This window comes from Janibacter sp. Soil728, assembly GCF_001428305.1.
GTDB lineage: Bacteria > Actinomycetota > Actinomycetes > Actinomycetales > Dermatophilaceae > Janibacter.
Genome location: NZ_LMRZ01000001.1, coordinates 368588 through 384411 on the forward strand (window position 1 = coordinate 368588; position 15824 = coordinate 384411).

Genomic DNA, 15824 nt, shown 5'->3' on the forward strand with positions numbered 1-15824 from the left:
TCAGGTCCGATCCCGACGCTCCGCTCAGCGCTCTTCTGTACCTGCGATGAAGGCCTCGAGCTTGACGCGGCCCTCGGTGTCCTCGCGCTGCTCCGGCGGGGACTTCATGAGGTAGCTGCTCGCGGAGAGCAGGGCGCCGCCGATGCCGCGGTCCTTGGCGATCTTCGCCGCGCGGATCGCGTCGATGATGATGCCCGCGCTGTTGGGGGAGTCCCAGACCTCGAGCTTGTACTCGAGGTTCAGGGGGACATCGCCGAAGGCGCGACCCTCGAGGCGGACATAGGCCCACTTGCGGTCGTCCAGCCAGGCCACGTAGTCCGACGGGCCGATGTGGACATTGCGGTCGTCCGCACCGACGCCGGAGAGAGGGCCATCGAGGTTGGAGGTGACGGCCTGGGTCTTGGAGACCTTCTTGCTCTCCAGGCGCTCGCGCTCGAGCATGTTCTTGAAGTCCATGTTGCCGCCGACGTTGAGCTGGTAGGTGCGGTCCAGGACCACGCCGCGCTGCTCGAAGAGCTTGGCCATGACACGGTGCGTGATCGTCGCGCCGACCTGGCTCTTGATGTCGTCACCGATGATCGGGACGCCGGCGTCCTCGAACTTCTTGGCCCACACGGGGTCGGAGGCGATGAAGACCGGCAGGGCGTTGACGAAGGCCACGCCCGCGTCGATCGCGCACTGTGCGTAGAACTTGTCGGCCTCCTCGGAACCCACCGGGAGGTAGGACACGAGCACGTCGACCTTGGCGTCCTTGAGCGTCTGGACGACGTCGACCGGCTCGGCGGGGGACTCGTCGATGGTCAGGGCGTAGTACTTGCCGATCCCGTCGAGGGTGTGGCCACGCTGGACCTCGACGCCCGTCGTCGGGACGTCGGCGATCTTGATGGTGTTGTTCTCCGAGGAGTTGATCGCCTCGGAGAGGTCCTTGCCGACCTTCTTGTCGTCGACGTCGAAGGCAGCGACGAACTCGACGTCGTTGACGTGGTACTCACCGAACTTCACGTGCATCAGACCCGGGACGGTGCCCGACGGGTCGGCGTCCTTGTAGTACACGACACCCTGCACGAGCGAGCTGGCGCAGTTGCCGACGCCGACGATGGCGACGCGGATTGAACTCATGGGTTCTCCTTGGTGGGGGGCGGGTTGAAAGCTGGGTGGGAGGGGTCGCTGAGGGTGCCGGGCCGAGCCTGCGGGCCACGCCGCTCGGCGTCGATGAGCTCGTCGAGCCACGCGACGGCTCGCTCGATGGCGTCCTCGCCGTGCGCCGCGAGTGCCGCGGACCATCGGTCCTGGCGCACGGATGCCTCACCAGTGCGCATGCCGTCGAGCTGCTCGGTCAGCCGGGCTCGTCGTCCCTCGAGGAGGCGCAGGCGGACCTCGCGCTCGGTGCGGGCGAAGAAGGCCACCCGGACGTCGAAGGCGTCGTCGGCCCAGCTGCCCGGGTCGGTGCGTCCGGCGATCTGGGCGAATGCGGTCCGACCGGCGTCGGTGATCGTGTAGGTGATCCGCTGTCGTCGGCTGCTCGGGGAGCGCGGCTCGTCACGGTCGACGCTCACCAGGTCCTGCCCCTGCAGGCTGGCCAGGCAGGGGTAGAGGGTGCCGAAGGAGAGGGCGCGGAAGGCGCCCAGCCGGGTGTTGAGCCGACGGCGCAGCTCGTAGCCGTGCAGGGGGTCCTCGTGGAGGAGGCCGAGGACGGCGAACTCGAGCATCTCGCGACGGCGCACGTCCACTCCCTTCGCTCAGGTCGGTGCCACACACCAGAGGTCAGAAGTGCTCGGTGCTGTGTGAGCCTACTCGATGTATCGGGTGGATACATCGACTCGCAGTGTTTGGGTGTGGCGCTTTGCGCTCATACTGTTTGGCAAGGTCTTGATTCCCCCGTATCACGAGGTGCCGCATGTCCACATCCCCCCGCTCGAGCGCTGCATCGCGCTCTCGACGACGGCCGTCGTCCTCGCGGAGCGCACGGCGCAAGGGCAAGCGCGGCATCCTGCGCAAGATCCTCATCGGCTTCGCCCTGCTCGTGGCCCTCGGGATCGGTGCGGTGGTCGCGGCCTACCTGATGATCGACATCCCCAAGCCCAACGACCGGGCCGTCCAGCAGGCGTCCGTCCTCTACTACTCGGACGGCAAGACCGAGATGGACCGGATCGCGACGGTCAACCGCGAGTCGGTCCCGCTCGACCAGATCCCCGAGCCGGTGCAGCACGCCTTCCTCGCCGCCGAGGACCGGTCCTTCTACGACAACCAGGGCATCTCGCCCAAGGGCATCTTCCGCGCCATCAGCGGTGCGTTGGCCGGTCAGAACCGTGGTGGCGGATCGACGATCACCCAGCAGTACGTCAAGAACTACTTCCTCACCCAGGACCAGACGCTGGACCGCAAGGGGCGCGAGATCCTGCTGTCCGTGAAGATCGACGGCGAGCTGAGCAAGGACCAGATCCTGGAGAACTACCTCAACACGATCTACTTCGGTCGCGGGGCCGACGGCATCCAGACCGCGTCCAAGGCGTACTTCAACAAGAATGTCCAGGACCTCACCCCGGCCGAGGGCGCTCTGCTCGCCAGCGTGATCCGCGGGCCCTCGCTCTACGACCCCGGGCTGGGCGAGGAGCAGACCACGCTCGCCACCGGCCGATGGAACTACGTCCTGGACGGCATGGTCTCGCAGGGCTGGATGACCGCAGCGGAGCGGAAGGACCAGGAGTTCCCCAAGACCACGGCCCCCAAGCGGAACACCGCGAAGTCGAATGACATCGGCTTCATCACCGAAGAGGTACGCACCGAGCTGCGCAACCGCCTGAAGCTGTCCGACGCCGACATCGACCGTGGCGGCTTCAAGATCGTCACGACGATCGACAAGAAGGCGCAGCAGGCCGCTGCGAAGGCGGTCAAGAGCCACCGCCCCACCGGGGAGCGGACCTCGGACCTGCACATCGGCCTGGCCTCCGTGCAACCCAATGACGGGGCCATCCGCGCCATGTACGGGGGAGCGAAGTTCAGCCAGGGCAAGTACGGCTACTTCAACTCTGCGGTCGACGGCAAGATGCAGGCCGGGTCGACGATGAAGCCCTTCACGATGATCGCCGCGCTGCGCAAGGGTCTGCCCTTGTCGACCACGTACAGCGGTGCCAGCCCGTACTACAACAAGGCCTTCGTCTCGACCGGCGCGGGGACCTCCGAGATCCAGCGCAATGGCGGCGTCGTCAACTACGGCAATGCCTCCTACGGCCCGGTCACCATGCGCACCGCGACGCAGAAGTCGATCAACACCTACTACGCGCAGCTCAACCTCGCCGTCACGCCGAAGTCGACCGCCACGTCGGCCAAGGACGCTGGCGTCGTCGGGTGGGACGGCGACAAGCGGGTGCCTCTGTCGCAGACGCCCGCCAATGTCTTCGGGACCGACGCAGTGCGCGTCATCGACATGGCCAACGCCTACGCGACGATCGCTGCCGAAGGGAGACGGGCCACCCCCTACTACATCTCCTCGGTGAAGAGCACGGGCGAGTACGAGCTGGACTACAAGGTCAAGAAGGACGTGCGCAGGGCCTTCCCCCAGGACGTCGCTCGCGATGCCATCCAGGCCATGAGCCAGGTCGACAAGCCGGGTGGCACCGGCTACCCGACCGTCGCCGACCTCGGACGCCCGCTCGGTGGCAAGACCGGCACGACCTCCAACAACTACGCGGCCTGGTTCGACGGGTTCACTCCCGGCCAGCTCGCGACGGCTGTCGGGATGTACAAGGGCGATGGGCGGTTGGTGGAGAAGAACCAGCTGGTCAACCTCGGTGGCTTCGCCGAGGTCACCGGCGGGACCATCCCCGCGAGGATCTGGACGGACTACATGATCGGAGCGCTCGAGGGGAAGCCGGTCAAGAGCCTCCCGCCGGCCGGCAATGTCACCTACCGGCCGCAGACCGACCGGCCGAGCAATGCGCCGGCGCCGATCACGTCGACGCAGGCCCCCGCGCCCCGTCCGACGACGCAGGCCCCCGCGCCCCGCTCGACGACCTCGAAGAGCTCCTCGACGTCCACGAGCTCCTCCACCTCGACCACGACATCGTCGAGCTCGACCACGAAGTCCTCGTCGAGCACGACGAAGACCTCGTCGACCCCGACCAGCACGTCGACCACCCCACCCCCCACCAAGACGCCGCCAACGTCGAGTTCGACGCCGCCGCCGCCGTCGACCAGCGAGCCCACGATCACGGTTCCGACACCGAGCCTGACGCGGGGCGATCCCACCCCCGGCGCGAACCAGGCCGACTAGTGCCTCGCGAGTGGTCGGTGCGTGACCTGCTGCCCGACGACGCCAGCGCGGTGATCGGTGGGCCGCTCGGTCGACGGGCCGCGCCACGCGAGCGGTCGCTCACCCGGCTGCTCCCCTTCGTCGTGGCGTTGCTGCTGCTGCCGATGTCGGCGGCGGTGCTGCGTCAGGGGCACTGCATGACCAACGGCTGGAACGGCGACGACCAGTTCTGGCGGGGGTGCTTCTCCGACCTGCCTGCCCAGTACCAGATCGCCGGGCTCGAGCGCGGCTTCTCCGGGTGGCTCGCGGGCGACATCCGCCTCGACCAGATGCCCTTGACGTCCGGCCTGATGGCGGCACTGGGTGGGTTGGTGCCGGACTCGGGCTGGCTAGATGCCACTCGGTGGTACGTCGTCATCTGGACCGTGCTCATCGCCCTCTGCCTCGCAGTGGCCGTCTGGTGCGTCGCTCTGATCCGTCCGCAGCGGATCGATCTGGCGGTCCAGCTCGCGCTGTCGCCCATCCACGTCGTCGCTGCTCTCATCTCGCCCGACCTCGTCGTCGTCACGCTCGTGCTGACAGCGATGCTGGCCGATGCGCGTCGGCGCCCGATCCTTGCGGGCGTGCTCCTCGGGCTGGCCCTGCTGGGGCACGCGTGGGTGGGGCTCGTGGCCATCGCTCTCCTCGTTGCCTCCCGGCGGCGTGATCGCGTCCCGGAGGCGAGACGCACCGTCGTGACCGCTGTCGTGATCGCCGGGGGCATCGTCGTGCTGCTCGTACTGGCATCACCACACATCGTCACGGGTCCACTGACTGCGTGGTGGTCGGAGAAGCCGGGTTACGGCTCGGTCCTGCTCATCCCGGAGCTGGCGGGCCACCCCCTTCCCGACAGGGTCGCCCCGCTCTTCGCCCTCGCCGGCTGGGTCGGCGCGATCTGGGCGGCCGTCGTCATGGCCCGCCGTGCCTGGCGGCCGGCGACCTGGGCCCAGGTCGCCGCCTTCAGCGTCCCGGTGCTGGCGCTCACCGGCGCCTCGGTCCCGGTACAGGCGGCGCTGTGGGTACTGCCGCTGGCGATCCTCGCGGGGGTCTCCTGGCGCACCCACCTGGGCTTCGTCGCCGTCGAGGCGGTGCACGCGAGTGCGCTGTGGCTGCACATCGGTGCGGCGTCGGACCCGGACAAGGGCCTGCCGGCCGCCTGGTACGCGGTCGTCGTCCTCGGCCGGGCCATCGCGTGGTGCTTCCTGCTCTGGAGTGTCTGGTACACGCCGGTCGACAACCCGGTCGACCCAGCGCCTCGTCCCCAGCCCCTCCCGGACCGGGAGCCTCGTCCACAGCAGCCCGCCACCCTCTGACCTGTCCGGTCCTCAGGGGCACGCTTTGGTGCGAAGGGAGTGCAGCCGATAGCCTTGGGCGTTCCCGGTAGCACGTCGTCGTCCGATGATGTGCCCGAGGACAGATGCACAAACCCTCCTGTCACGGAGAGACCGTGACCGTCCAGACCGAAGGAGGCGGGTTATCAGCATGCGTAAGTACGAACTCATGGTCATCTTCGACCCCGAGACCGACGAGCGGGCCGTCCAGCCGCTGCTCGACAAGTTCCTCACCGTCGTCACCACTGACGGTGGCACCGTGGACAAGATCGACCACTGGGGTCGTCGTCGTCTCGCGTACGAGATCAACAAGAAGGCCGAGGGCCTCTACGCCGTCGCCAACCTGACCTGCACGCCGGACACGAGCAAGGAGCTCGACCGGCAGATGGGTCTTTCCGAGCAGGTCCTGCGGACCAAGCTCATGCGCATCGAGGCCTGAGACTTCACCCTCGACTCCGGTCTGTCGGTGCTCACCGACGGACTCACCTGAGACGATCCCCGATCGAGAAGGAAACCCATGGCTGGCGAGACCCCCATCACCGTTATCGGCAACCTCACGGCTGACCCGGAGCTCCGGTTCACCCCGAGTGGCGCCGCAGTGGCCAACTTCACCGTTGCCTCGACCCCCCGCACGTTCGATCGTCAGACGAACGAGTGGAAGGACGCGGAGACGCTCTTCATGCGCTGCTCCGTGTGGCGCGAGGCTGCCGAAAATGTGGCGGAGTCCCTCACCCGTGGTACCCGCGTCGTCGTGACCGGCCGCCTCATCTCCCGCTCGTGGGAGGACAAGGAGACCGGCCAGAAGCGCTCCGTCATGGAGATGCAGGTCGACGAGGTCGGCCCGTCGATGCGCTACGCCACCGCCAAGGTGACCAAGACCCAGCGAGGTGGCGGCGCCCAAGGTGGTGGCGGCGGCTCCTGGGGCGGCGGCCAGCAGGGTGGTTCGGGTGGCGGCTTCGGCGGCCAGCAGGACGACCCGTGGGCGACCGGCGGCGCGAAGGGCGGTCAGCCTGCTCAGCAGGGTGGCGGCTTCAGCGGTGCTCCGGCAGCTCCCGCTCAGGGTGGCACCCCGCAGGGTGGCGGTGGCTGGGGCAGTGCTCCCAGCTACGACGAGCCTCCCTTCTGATCGATCTCTCTCGCCCGGCTCCGGCCGGGCACTGACAACACCCCCATCCCGAGGATCAACCTCGGGCTCTCGTGAACACGAAGGAGAGCACCACGATGGCCAAGCCCGTAGTGCGCAAGCCCAAGAAGAAGGCCAACCCGCTCAAGGCGGCGAAGGTCGAGAACATCGACTACAAGGACGCGAACCTGCTGCGCAAGTTCATCTCCGACCGCGGGAAGATCCGTGCGCGTCGCGTCACCGGCGTCTCCGTCCAGGAGCAGCGTCGTATCGCGACCGCCGTCAAGAACGCCCGGGAGATGGCCCTGCTGCCCTACTCCTCGTCCAACCGCTGATCCGCGGCGCCGAAGAAAACAGGAGCAGACATGAAGGTCATCCTCACCCACGAGGTCACCGGCCTCGGGACCGCCGGCGACATCGTCGACGTCAAGGCGGGCTATGCCCGCAACTTCCTCTTCCGCCGCGGTCTGGCGGAGCAGTGGACCAAGGGTGCGCAGAAGCAGGTCGAGGCGCTCGCCGCCGGCCGTGCAGCTCGCGCCGGCAAGTCGCTGGAGGAGGCCACATCGATCAAGGGCAACCTCGAGTCGAGCACGGTCACTGTCAGCGCCCACGCGGGTGAGTCCGGTCGCCTCTTCGGCGCAGTGACCAGCCGTGAGGTCGCCGAGGCCCTCAAGGCCGGCGGTGGCCCGGAGATCGATCGTCGCACGATCGAGCTCCCCACCCCGATCAAGGCTGTCGGCCCGGCGGAGGCGCTCGTGCGTCTGCACCCCGAGGTCCAGGCCACGGTCAAGCTCGACGTCGTCGCCGGCTGAGCCGACACGATCCCTGCGAAGGGGGAGAACCACCTCACCGGGTGGTCCTCCCCCTTCGTCGTGCGTGGGGAGCGCTCCCCTTGGACCGGCGAAGGAGGCTGTCCTAGGGTGAGGGCCGCACACCGACTATCAGGGGGAAATACATGACCATGCGGACACGTGTCGTGGCACTGGGGGCCGCGACGGCTCTGGCACTCACCGGCTGCTCGATGCTCGGGGCAGACGACAGCGATGGGGACGCAGGCGCTGACGCGTCGTCGTCGCAGACGTCTGGTGTCGTCAACGGCGACGCCAGCACCAACGGGGCCAAGGCTGCGGGGATCGACCTGAAGAACCCGCCGAAGCCGATCGCCGAGCAGACGATCACGGTCGACCAGGACTCGGTCGACGAGACGAAGGTCGAGCTGCTCGAGCTGCGCCGGGACGACAACGTCATGCTGGCGACCTTCCGCCTGACCGGGACGGGCCGGGGCACCGAGGACAAGACGGCCTTCAAGCTCCTGGGCTGGAGCTCCTTCGCCCCCGTCCTCATCGACATGAAGAACCTCGAGAAGTACAAGCACGTGGAGGACCTCACGAGCGACGACATCTCCGCCTCGGCTCCCCTCGGGCAGCCGGTCTACATGTTCACCGCCTTCCCGCTGCCGCGGGACGGCGTCACCGAGATGGACCTGCGGGTGACCTCGGAGTCGCCGGCCATCGAAGACATCCCGATGCCGAAATGAGAGCCCGAGACTGCCGACGGACGCTCATCGCCTCCGCTCTCGTCGCTCCCTTCGTCGTCATGGGAGCCGCGGGAGCGGGGGCCGTGGATGACGCGCCGTTGACGATCGACAACCTGCCGACCCTCACGGACCATGAGGTCGACGCCTACCGCACGGCCATCGACCTACCCGAGATCTCAGCGATCACCGTGCCGGACATCGTGCCCTTCGAGCCGGACATCACGACCTCTGGCGGCAGCACGGTCGTCAGCCTCGACACCGACGTGCTCTTCGAGTTCGGCAAGTCCGAGCTCGGGGAGTCGGCGAGCGATGCCGTCGTCGATGCGGCCAAGGATGTGCCGAAGGGCGCGAAGGTCTCGGTCGTGGGTCACACCGACTCCGTGGGGTCGGACTCGGCCAACAGGACCTTGTCCAAGAAGCGCGCACAGGCCGTAGTCGACGTCCTCGAGGACGAGCGGGACGACCTCGTCCTGCGCGTCAGCGGCAAGGGCGAGAGCGACCCGGTCGCACCCAACGACAGCGGCGGCAAGGACAATCCTGAGGGTCGGGAGAAGAACCGTCGCGTGGAGATCCGCTACACGGGCTGACCGGCGCCTTCGGTGGGTAGTCCTCCCCATGTCGCATGGTGACGAAGAACCTTAAGGTCTTGGTCAAGACACCACACGACAGCATCGACCGGGGAGACCATCATGACCATGCCGCCATACGGCCAGCAGCCGCCCCCGCCCGGGTACGGCCAGCCGCATCCCCCGCAGGGCTACGGCCAGGCCCCCTTCCAGGGCCAGCCGCACCAGCCCGGGCAGTGGGGCCACCAGCCTCCGCCGCCGCAGGCGCCGCGATCCAACAAGGCGTTGAAGTGGGGGGCCTTCGGAGCCGCAGGTGTGCTCTCTCTCGGCCTCCTCGGCGGTGGCGCAGTCTTTGCCTACAGCAAGATCAACGGTGGTGGTCCCCAGCCCGAGGCCGCGCTACCGGGCAACTCGATCGCCTTCGCCAAGGTCGACCTCGACCCCTCCGCGGACCAGAAGCTTGATGCCTTCCGCTTCATCCGCAAGTTCCCCGGGGCCAAGGACTCCATGAGCGGCATCGACGAGAATGGCGACCTGCGCAAGGAGATCTTCGAGGCGCTCCAGGATGACGGCGAGCTCGAGGGCGTCGACTACGCCCAGGATGTCGAGCCGTGGCTGGGTCAGCGCATCGGCATGGCCGTGGTGCCCAGCGCGGACGGTGGCGAGCCGGGAATGGTCATGGCGCTGGCCAGCACGGACGAGGAGGCCGCCAAGCAGGGTCTGTCGAAGATGACGGGCGATGGAGGCTACTGCTCCGTCCAGCCCGACTTCGCCATCTGCGGCGACGAGCAGTCCGTCGTCGACAAGGCCGTCAACGACACCAAGAGCGGGTCCCTTCAGGACAACGCCAACTTCGCCAACGACATGAGTGACCTGGGCGAGGACGGCATCGCGTCCGCCTGGCTCGACGGCACCCAGGTGGGCGCCTTCGACAGCATGCTGGGCAAGAGCATGACGAGCAACGCTCCGGCTCAGGGGCGCTACGCGATGGCGTTGCGTTTCGACGGGCCCACGCTGGAGCTCGCTGGCGTCGCCAACGCACTGCCGCAGGGCGGCGTGCCGGGTGGGGACGGCACCGCCATCGGCGATCTGCCGGGCGACACCCTCGCGGCCTTCTCGATCTCGGGGCTGGACGAGTCGCTGCGCAAGGCCTGGCCCGACATCGACAAGACCGCCCGTGACGCCCTTGGTGATGACTGGCAGTCCGGTCTGGACTCCTTCACCAGCGAGACCGGCCTGTCCGTCCCGGATGACGTGGCCAAGGCCGTCGGGAGCGAGACCACCCTCGCGCTCGGTCCGCACGCCGATGAGCCCAAGGTCGCCCTCGTGACCAACGGCGACCGTGGCCTGATCGACACGCTCGTCGGGTCGATCAACCCTGACTCCTCCTCCAACGGACCGCAGCTGACGGTCAAGGACGCCGGCGACAACCGCACGGTCGTCACGACGACCACCGGCTATGCCGACGAGATCGCCAACGGCTCCGGCCTGGGCGACTCTGATGCGTTCAAGGACGCAGTCCCGGATGCCGACACGGCGGGCTCGGTCGCATACGCCGATGTCAGCAAGATCGTCGAGACCTTCGGCTCCGACATGGACGACGAGACCAAGGCCAACCTCGCGCCGCTGTCCGCGGTCGGGTTCTCGATGAGCGGCGAGGGCGATCACGCCGACTACCGGCTCCGTCTGACGACCAAGTGACCTGCTGAGACAGCTCGACACGCTCCGTCGAAGGGGGCCCGCCGCGACGGCCGGCCCCCTTCGACGTGCCCTGCGCTTCCGTCCGTGGCAGGCAGCAGGCAGGATGCAGGGGTGACTTCCATGGAGCAGATCGAGCGCACCCGTGAGCGGCGGGCCGAGTTCTGGCGCGGCGTCGGCCAGGTCGGGAGCCAGCACGCGGCCCTCGGCGATGTCGATGAGTCGGCCTTGTGGCCGGGCGGCTCGGCCGGCTATGTCGCCGTGACCACCCCGCACACCGGTGTCGTGGCGACCGACGGGCTGAGCGACCCCACGACTGCAGCTCCTCCGATTGAGCTCTACGTCGAAGGTCGCGAGCTGATGGCCGGCCCCGCTGGCGAAGGGCGTTGGCTCACTGCCGCGCTCGAGGAGGCCGCCGGGGCGCTTGCCGGCGCCGGTGCGAGCCTCGGCGAGGCGCTCCAGAACCACGAGGTCCTGTCGGTCGAGCTCTCCGGTCAGGGCGCGCCCGCCGACTGGCTGGCGGACGGACGCCTCGGCGCGCTCGTCGGTGTGGAGCTGCCCGGCCGGCCCGGCGACTTCGAGGTCGACGGCGACCGCGTGCGCATGCTGACGCTGACCCCCCTTCGTCCGGCAGAGCTCGAGCTCGTGCGGTCCGAGGGCGCAGCCGGCCGCCGTCGGGTGGCGGACGCCCTCGCAGGTCAGGGCTGGTACTCCTACGCCGACAGCACCCGCCCCGCCGTCGTCTGACTCCGTGCAGGACGAAGGGAGCCGGGAGACATCGTCTCCCGGCTCCCTTCGTGATGGTCGTGGCTCAGTCGTGCTTGAGCTCGCTGCCCTCCATCTCGGGCAGCTCGTCGGTGTTGCCGTGCTGCTCGCGGATGGCCGCGAGGTCGGCGTCGTCTGCGGCGCCCAGCTCGAAGAGCCGTCCTGACTTGCGGTCGGCGAGGTACTCCTTCATCTCCTTGCGGACCTCCGGGAGCAGGATGTAGAGGGCGGCCAGGTTGATGAAGCCGCAGATGAAGAGGAAGGAGTCGGTGATCGTCAGGACCTGCCCGAAGGTCAGCACGGTGCCGATGACGGTGAAGGTGCAGAAGATCAGCCGGTAGATGTTGAGCGAGAGCCGCGTGTGGCCGAAGAAGAACTCCCAGGCCTTCTCGCCGTAGTAGCTCCACGTGACGAGCGTGGAGAAGGCGAAGAGCGCCACGGCGATCGCGAGGACCACGGGGAACCACGGCAGGAAGGTGGCGAAGGCGTCAGAGGTGAGGCTGACGCCGTCGGGGACGGGCCCACCGTCGATCACCTGGTCGATGCCGCCCTGGAAGGACGGGGCGTCGGCAATGATGATCGTCAGCGCGGTCATCGTGCAGATGATGACGGTGTCGATGAAGGGCTCCAGCAGAGCAACGAAGCCCTCGGAGACCGGCCGGCGCGTCTTGACCGGGGAGTGGGCGATCGGGGCCGAGCCGAGGCCGGCCTCGTTGGAGAATGCCGCGCGCTGGAACCCGACGATCAGGACTCCGACGAGACCGCCGAGCCCGGCCTGCGGGCTGAAGGCACCCTGGAAGATGTCGACGACCGCAGCGGGGATGTGATCGAAGTTGGCGAGGATGACGAAGAGGCAGGCAATGACATAGGTGACGCCCATGAAGGGGACGAGCTTGCTCGTCACTCGGGCGATCGACTGGATCCCGCCGATGATGACGGCGGCCACGAGACCGGCCATGATCAGGCCGAAGATCAGCGAGGCGCCGTCCGAGCCGAGGAAGCCGTCACTGCCACCCGTGACCTCCTGGGCCTGCACGAAGGTCTGGTTGGCCTGGAACATGTTGCCGCCGCCGACGCCGAAGCCGAAGATCGCGATGGCGAAGAGGCCGGTGAGGACCATCGCGGGGCCCTTGCCGAAGAGCCGGCCGAAGGCGACCGGCATGTACTTGAAGGGACCTCCGGAGAAGGTGCCGTCATCGTTCTGCTTGCGGTACTTCACACCCAGGGTGCACTCCGCGAACTTCGTCGCCATGCCGAGCAGCCCGCAGATGATCATCCAGAAGGTGGCACCGGCTCCACCGAGCGCCATGGCGGCACCGACACCAGCGATGTTTCCGAGCCCGACCGTGCCGGACAGCGCAGAGGACAGGGCCTGGAAGTGGGTGATCTCGCCCGGGTCGTCGGCGCGCGAGAACTTCCCCCTGATGACCTCCGTGGAGAGCCTGAGGTAGCGCAGCTGTGGGAAGCCCAGCACCGCGGAGATGATCACTGCCGCGGTGACGAGCCAGAGCACCACGATCGGGATCTCGATGTCTCCAACAGGGAAGGCGTAGAAGACCCAGCCGGAGATCCACGCGGCGAAGGGCTCGAAAAAGGAGTCGATCGCGTCTTCGATGGCTGAGAGAGCCCCGCTGTCAGAGGCGGAAGCCAAGGTGAGTGCTGTCATGCATACGAGGAAAACAGCCCTGTCGGCCTGAGTGTCCGACCACCGGCTCCGAGAGCGGATTCGTGATCACCCTGTGATCTGACTCACGTCCGACGGGTGCGCTGGGCGCCGGTCACCGCCCAGGCGTCTCCGCGGATGCGCCAGGCCATGAAGAGGCCGCGTACCGCCATGAAGACGGTGAAGGCGATCCACAGCGTGACGACGGCCGCCTCGGGACCGTGATCCCCGCCGATGGCGCGCGCGACGAGCACGACGGGCAGGTAGGCGACCAGGACCAGGGCCATCGACCCGGCCAGCCAGCGACCGTCGCCGGCACCGATGAGGACGCCGTCGATGACGAAGACGTACCCGGCGAGCGGCTGGCCGAGGGCGACGACGACCAGCCCTGCGGCGATGGCGCTGCGCACGGCCGGGTCGTCGGTGAAGAGGGAGGGCAGCACCCGGTGCAGCGCGAGGACCACCGCGCCGAGAGCCACGCCGCCCCACACCCCCCACCGCACCATGAGTGTCGTGGCGGCGCGGGCACCGCGCGCGTCACCGCTGCCGAGCTGTGCTCCGGTGAGCGCCTGGCCTGCGATGGCGAGCGCGTCGAGGGCGAACACGAGGAGCGACCAGATCGTCGTCGTCACCTGGTAGGACGCGAGCGGGACGTCGCCGAAGGACGCCGCCGCTGCGACCGTGAGCAGGATGACCGCGCGCAGGGCCAGGGTGCGGATGAGCAGCGGCAGACCGTCGAGCGCGGCCCCGATGACCCGGCCGACATGCGGGCGAAGGGAGGCCCCCGCCGCCCGACCTCCCCGCAGCACGACCACGAGCAGCGCGAGGGCCATGCCCCACTGGGCGATGACCGTGCCCCATGCGGCGCCGGCGATCCCCAGGTCCAGGCCGAGGACGAGGACCACCGAGAGGACGGCATTGGCACCGAATCCGGCGGTGGCGACGACGAGCGGGGTCCGGGTGTCCTGCAGCCCGCGCAGGATGCCGGTGGCGGCGAGCACGAGCAGCATTGCCGGGAGGCCGATGGCGCTCACGCGCAGGTAGATGACCGCCTGGTCGAGCGCGCCGGGGGAGGAGCTGAAGCCCTCGGCGAGCGGGCGGGCGCCGAGCCCGACGACGATGCCGGCCAACAACCCCAGTCCGCCGGCGAGCCACACGCCACCGACCCCGAGCTCGAGGGCTCCGCGCCGTGACCCGGCGCCGTACTGACGGGCGACGACGCTCGTGGTGCCGTAGGCGAGGAAGACGAAGATCCCTGCGGCAGTGAGGAGTACCGAGCTCGCCGCCCCGAGACCGGCGAGCGGGATGACGCCGAGCCGGCCGACGACTGCCGCGTCGACCATGAGGAAGAGCGGCTCTGCCACGAGCGCGAGGAAGGCCGGCACGGCCAGACCGAGGATCTGGCGGGGGCCGGCGTGGATCGCGGCGGGTGGTGGGACGGACGCGGGCATGCCGAGAACCCTACGGAGGGCGGGTCGGCGCGGACAGGGCCCCTTCACCAGAGGCGCTGTCAGTCGCTGGAAGGTTGTGTGTTGAACAGGGACTCGTGGTGCCTGCACGGCCATATACGCGGTGCCGGTAGCTGGAGTCCCACTTCAACACACAACCAACCCACGACGAAGGGCGGGACCCCGTGATCCGGGACTCCCGTCCACCGCGTCGGCACAGAGGTCGAAGTAGATCTCGAACTCGTGCGGCCTCGGGTGCCTGCAGGGGGAGCACCTCGTTCTCCTACCCACGCTGAGCGCTCACCGGGCGAGGCGGCGCAGGGGAGTCCTCCCCAGTGCCAGCCTCCCGCCGACTACGTAGAGTGGCCGCGTCATCGACCACAGCAGCCAAAGGGGAGCGACGTGCCGCCCACGAGCAGGATCAGCAAGGACCAGCTGGAGCGGGCCCGTAGCCTCGTCGCCTCGGTCGACAAGGGTTTCGAGGCCAAGGTCGTCGGCCAGAAGAGGCTGCGTGAGACCCTCCTCATCGGTCTGCTGACGAGCGGGCACGTCCTGCTCGAGTCCGTGCCGGGCCTGGCCAAGACCACCGCGGCGCACGCGCTCGCGACCGCGATCGGCGGGGCCTTCAAGCGCATCCAGTGCACGCCCGACCTGCTGCCCAGCGACATCGTCGGCACGCAGGTCTACGACGCCAGCCAGGGCAAGTTCGTCACCCAGCTCGGCCCGGTGCACGCCAACTTCGTCCTGCTCGACGAGATCAACCGAAGCTCTGCCAAGACGCAGTCCGCGATGCTCGAGGCGATGCAGGAGCGTCAGACCTCCATCGGCGGCCAGGTCTTCAAGCTCCCCGAGCCCTTCCTCGTCCTCGCGACGCAGAACCCCATCGAGCAGGAGGGCACCTACGTCCTGCCCGAGGCGCAGCTCGACCGCTTCATGCTCAAGGACCTGCTCGACTACCCCAGCCCGGCGGAGGAGGCCGAGGTCGTGCGCCGCATCGATGCGGGCGTCTTCGACCAGCCCGACCGCGCGATGATCGACGTCGCCGACGCCCGTGAGCTGCAGCGGCTGGCAGCCTCGGTCTACCTGGACAAGGCGATCCTCGACTACATCACCTTCATCGTCGCGGCGACCCGCGCCCCGGGCAAGGTCATGCCTCCGGAGATGGCTCGCTATGTCGAGATCGGCGCGAGCCCCCGTGCGTCGATCGCCTTCGCCAAGGCCTCGCGCGCCGCTGCCCTGCTCCAGGGCCGCGACCACGTGATCCCCGAGGACGTGCGCCACCTGGCCCACCGCGTGCTGCGCCACCGCGTGCTGCTCACCTACGAGGCCACCGCCGACGACGTGCGCGTCGAGACGATCATCGACGCGGTCGTGCGCGCCGTGCGCACCCCGTAGAGGTCGC

The 15824-nt window shown here is 68.6% G+C and carries 15 protein-coding genes; 11 read left to right on the plus strand and 4 right to left on the minus strand.

Annotated features, from left to right (window positions below; genetic code table 11):
- Positions 1 to 24 precede the first annotated feature (24 nt).
- A complete protein-coding gene (locus tag ASG73_RS01745; RefSeq protein ID WP_055989887.1) occupies positions 25 to 1119 on the minus strand; it encodes an inositol-3-phosphate synthase in 1095 nt (364 codons plus the stop codon).
- Complete coding sequence (locus ASG73_RS01750; RefSeq protein ID WP_235499327.1) at positions 1116 to 1724, minus strand: PadR family transcriptional regulator; 609 nt, start codon at positions 1722 to 1724, stop codon at positions 1116 to 1118. The genes ASG73_RS01745 and ASG73_RS01750 overlap by 4 nt, the downstream gene beginning before the upstream one ends.
- A 173-nt stretch (positions 1725 to 1897) precedes the next feature.
- Between ASG73_RS01750 and ASG73_RS01755 the strand changes: the two genes are divergently transcribed.
- The 10 genes from ASG73_RS01755 to ASG73_RS01800 all read left to right on the plus strand — a co-directional run bounded on the left by ASG73_RS01755 (position 1898) and on the right by ASG73_RS01800 (position 11293).
- Positions 1898 to 4273: a transglycosylase domain-containing protein gene (locus ASG73_RS01755; RefSeq protein WP_055989890.1), complete on the plus strand. Its 2376-nt coding sequence runs from the start codon at positions 1898 to 1900 to the stop codon at positions 4271 to 4273.
- Positions 4274 to 4290: 17 nt separating this feature from the next.
- On the plus strand, positions 4291 to 5604 hold the full coding sequence (locus tag ASG73_RS01760; protein ID WP_156466096.1) for a DUF2029 domain-containing protein: 1314 nt from the start codon (positions 4291 to 4293) through the stop codon (positions 5602 to 5604).
- 169 nt (positions 5605 to 5773) lie between these two features.
- Positions 5774 to 6061, plus strand: a complete 288-nt coding sequence (gene rpsF / locus ASG73_RS01765; RefSeq protein WP_055989896.1) for a 30S ribosomal protein S6 — start codon at positions 5774 to 5776, stop codon at positions 6059 to 6061.
- A 78-nt stretch (positions 6062 to 6139) separates the two neighbouring features.
- Complete coding sequence (locus ASG73_RS01770) at positions 6140 to 6748, plus strand: single-stranded DNA-binding protein (RefSeq protein ID WP_055989899.1); 609 nt, start codon at positions 6140 to 6142, stop codon at positions 6746 to 6748.
- 95 nt (positions 6749 to 6843) lie between these two features.
- Positions 6844 to 7080 (plus strand): 30S ribosomal protein S18, encoded by a 237-nt coding sequence (gene rpsR / locus ASG73_RS01775; protein WP_007925814.1) that lies wholly within the window; start codon positions 6844 to 6846, stop codon positions 7078 to 7080.
- Positions 7081 to 7110: 30 nt separating this feature from the next.
- Entirely contained in the window at positions 7111 to 7557 is a 447-nt protein-coding gene (gene rplI, locus ASG73_RS01780) for a 50S ribosomal protein L9 (RefSeq protein WP_055989901.1), read from the plus strand.
- Between the two features lie 143 nt (positions 7558 to 7700).
- On the plus strand, positions 7701 to 8282 hold the full coding sequence (locus tag ASG73_RS01785) for a hypothetical protein (protein WP_156466097.1): 582 nt from the start codon (positions 7701 to 7703) through the stop codon (positions 8280 to 8282).
- A complete protein-coding gene (locus ASG73_RS01790) occupies positions 8279 to 8869 on the plus strand; it encodes an OmpA family protein (protein ID WP_055989906.1) in 591 nt (196 codons plus the stop codon). Before ASG73_RS01785 ends, ASG73_RS01790 begins: the two co-directional genes overlap by 4 nt.
- A gap of 102 nt (positions 8870 to 8971) precedes the next feature.
- Entirely contained in the window at positions 8972 to 10549 is a 1578-nt protein-coding gene (locus tag ASG73_RS01795; RefSeq protein ID WP_156466098.1) for a DUF3352 domain-containing protein, read from the plus strand.
- Between the two features lie 120 nt (positions 10550 to 10669).
- Positions 10670 to 11293, plus strand: coding sequence for a hypothetical protein (locus tag ASG73_RS01800; RefSeq protein ID WP_055989912.1), 624 nt, complete (start codon positions 10670 to 10672; stop codon positions 11291 to 11293).
- A gap of 64 nt (positions 11294 to 11357) precedes the next feature.
- On the opposite strand, the gene ASG73_RS01805 is transcribed toward ASG73_RS01800, so the two are convergent.
- Both ASG73_RS01805 and ASG73_RS01810 read right to left on the minus strand, forming a co-directional pair.
- Positions 11358 to 12977: an alanine/glycine:cation symporter family protein gene (locus ASG73_RS01805; protein WP_055989915.1), complete on the minus strand. Its 1620-nt coding sequence runs from the start codon at positions 12975 to 12977 to the stop codon at positions 11358 to 11360.
- A gap of 83 nt (positions 12978 to 13060) precedes the next feature.
- Positions 13061 to 14425: an MATE family efflux transporter gene (locus ASG73_RS01810; RefSeq protein ID WP_055989918.1), complete on the minus strand. Its 1365-nt coding sequence runs from the start codon at positions 14423 to 14425 to the stop codon at positions 13061 to 13063.
- Positions 14426 to 14824: 399 nt separating this feature from the next.
- Between ASG73_RS01810 and ASG73_RS01815 the strand changes: the two genes are divergently transcribed.
- A complete protein-coding gene (locus tag ASG73_RS01815; RefSeq protein ID WP_055989921.1) occupies positions 14825 to 15817 on the plus strand; it encodes an AAA family ATPase in 993 nt (330 codons plus the stop codon).
- The last annotated feature ends 7 nt before the right edge of the window (positions 15818 to 15824 follow it).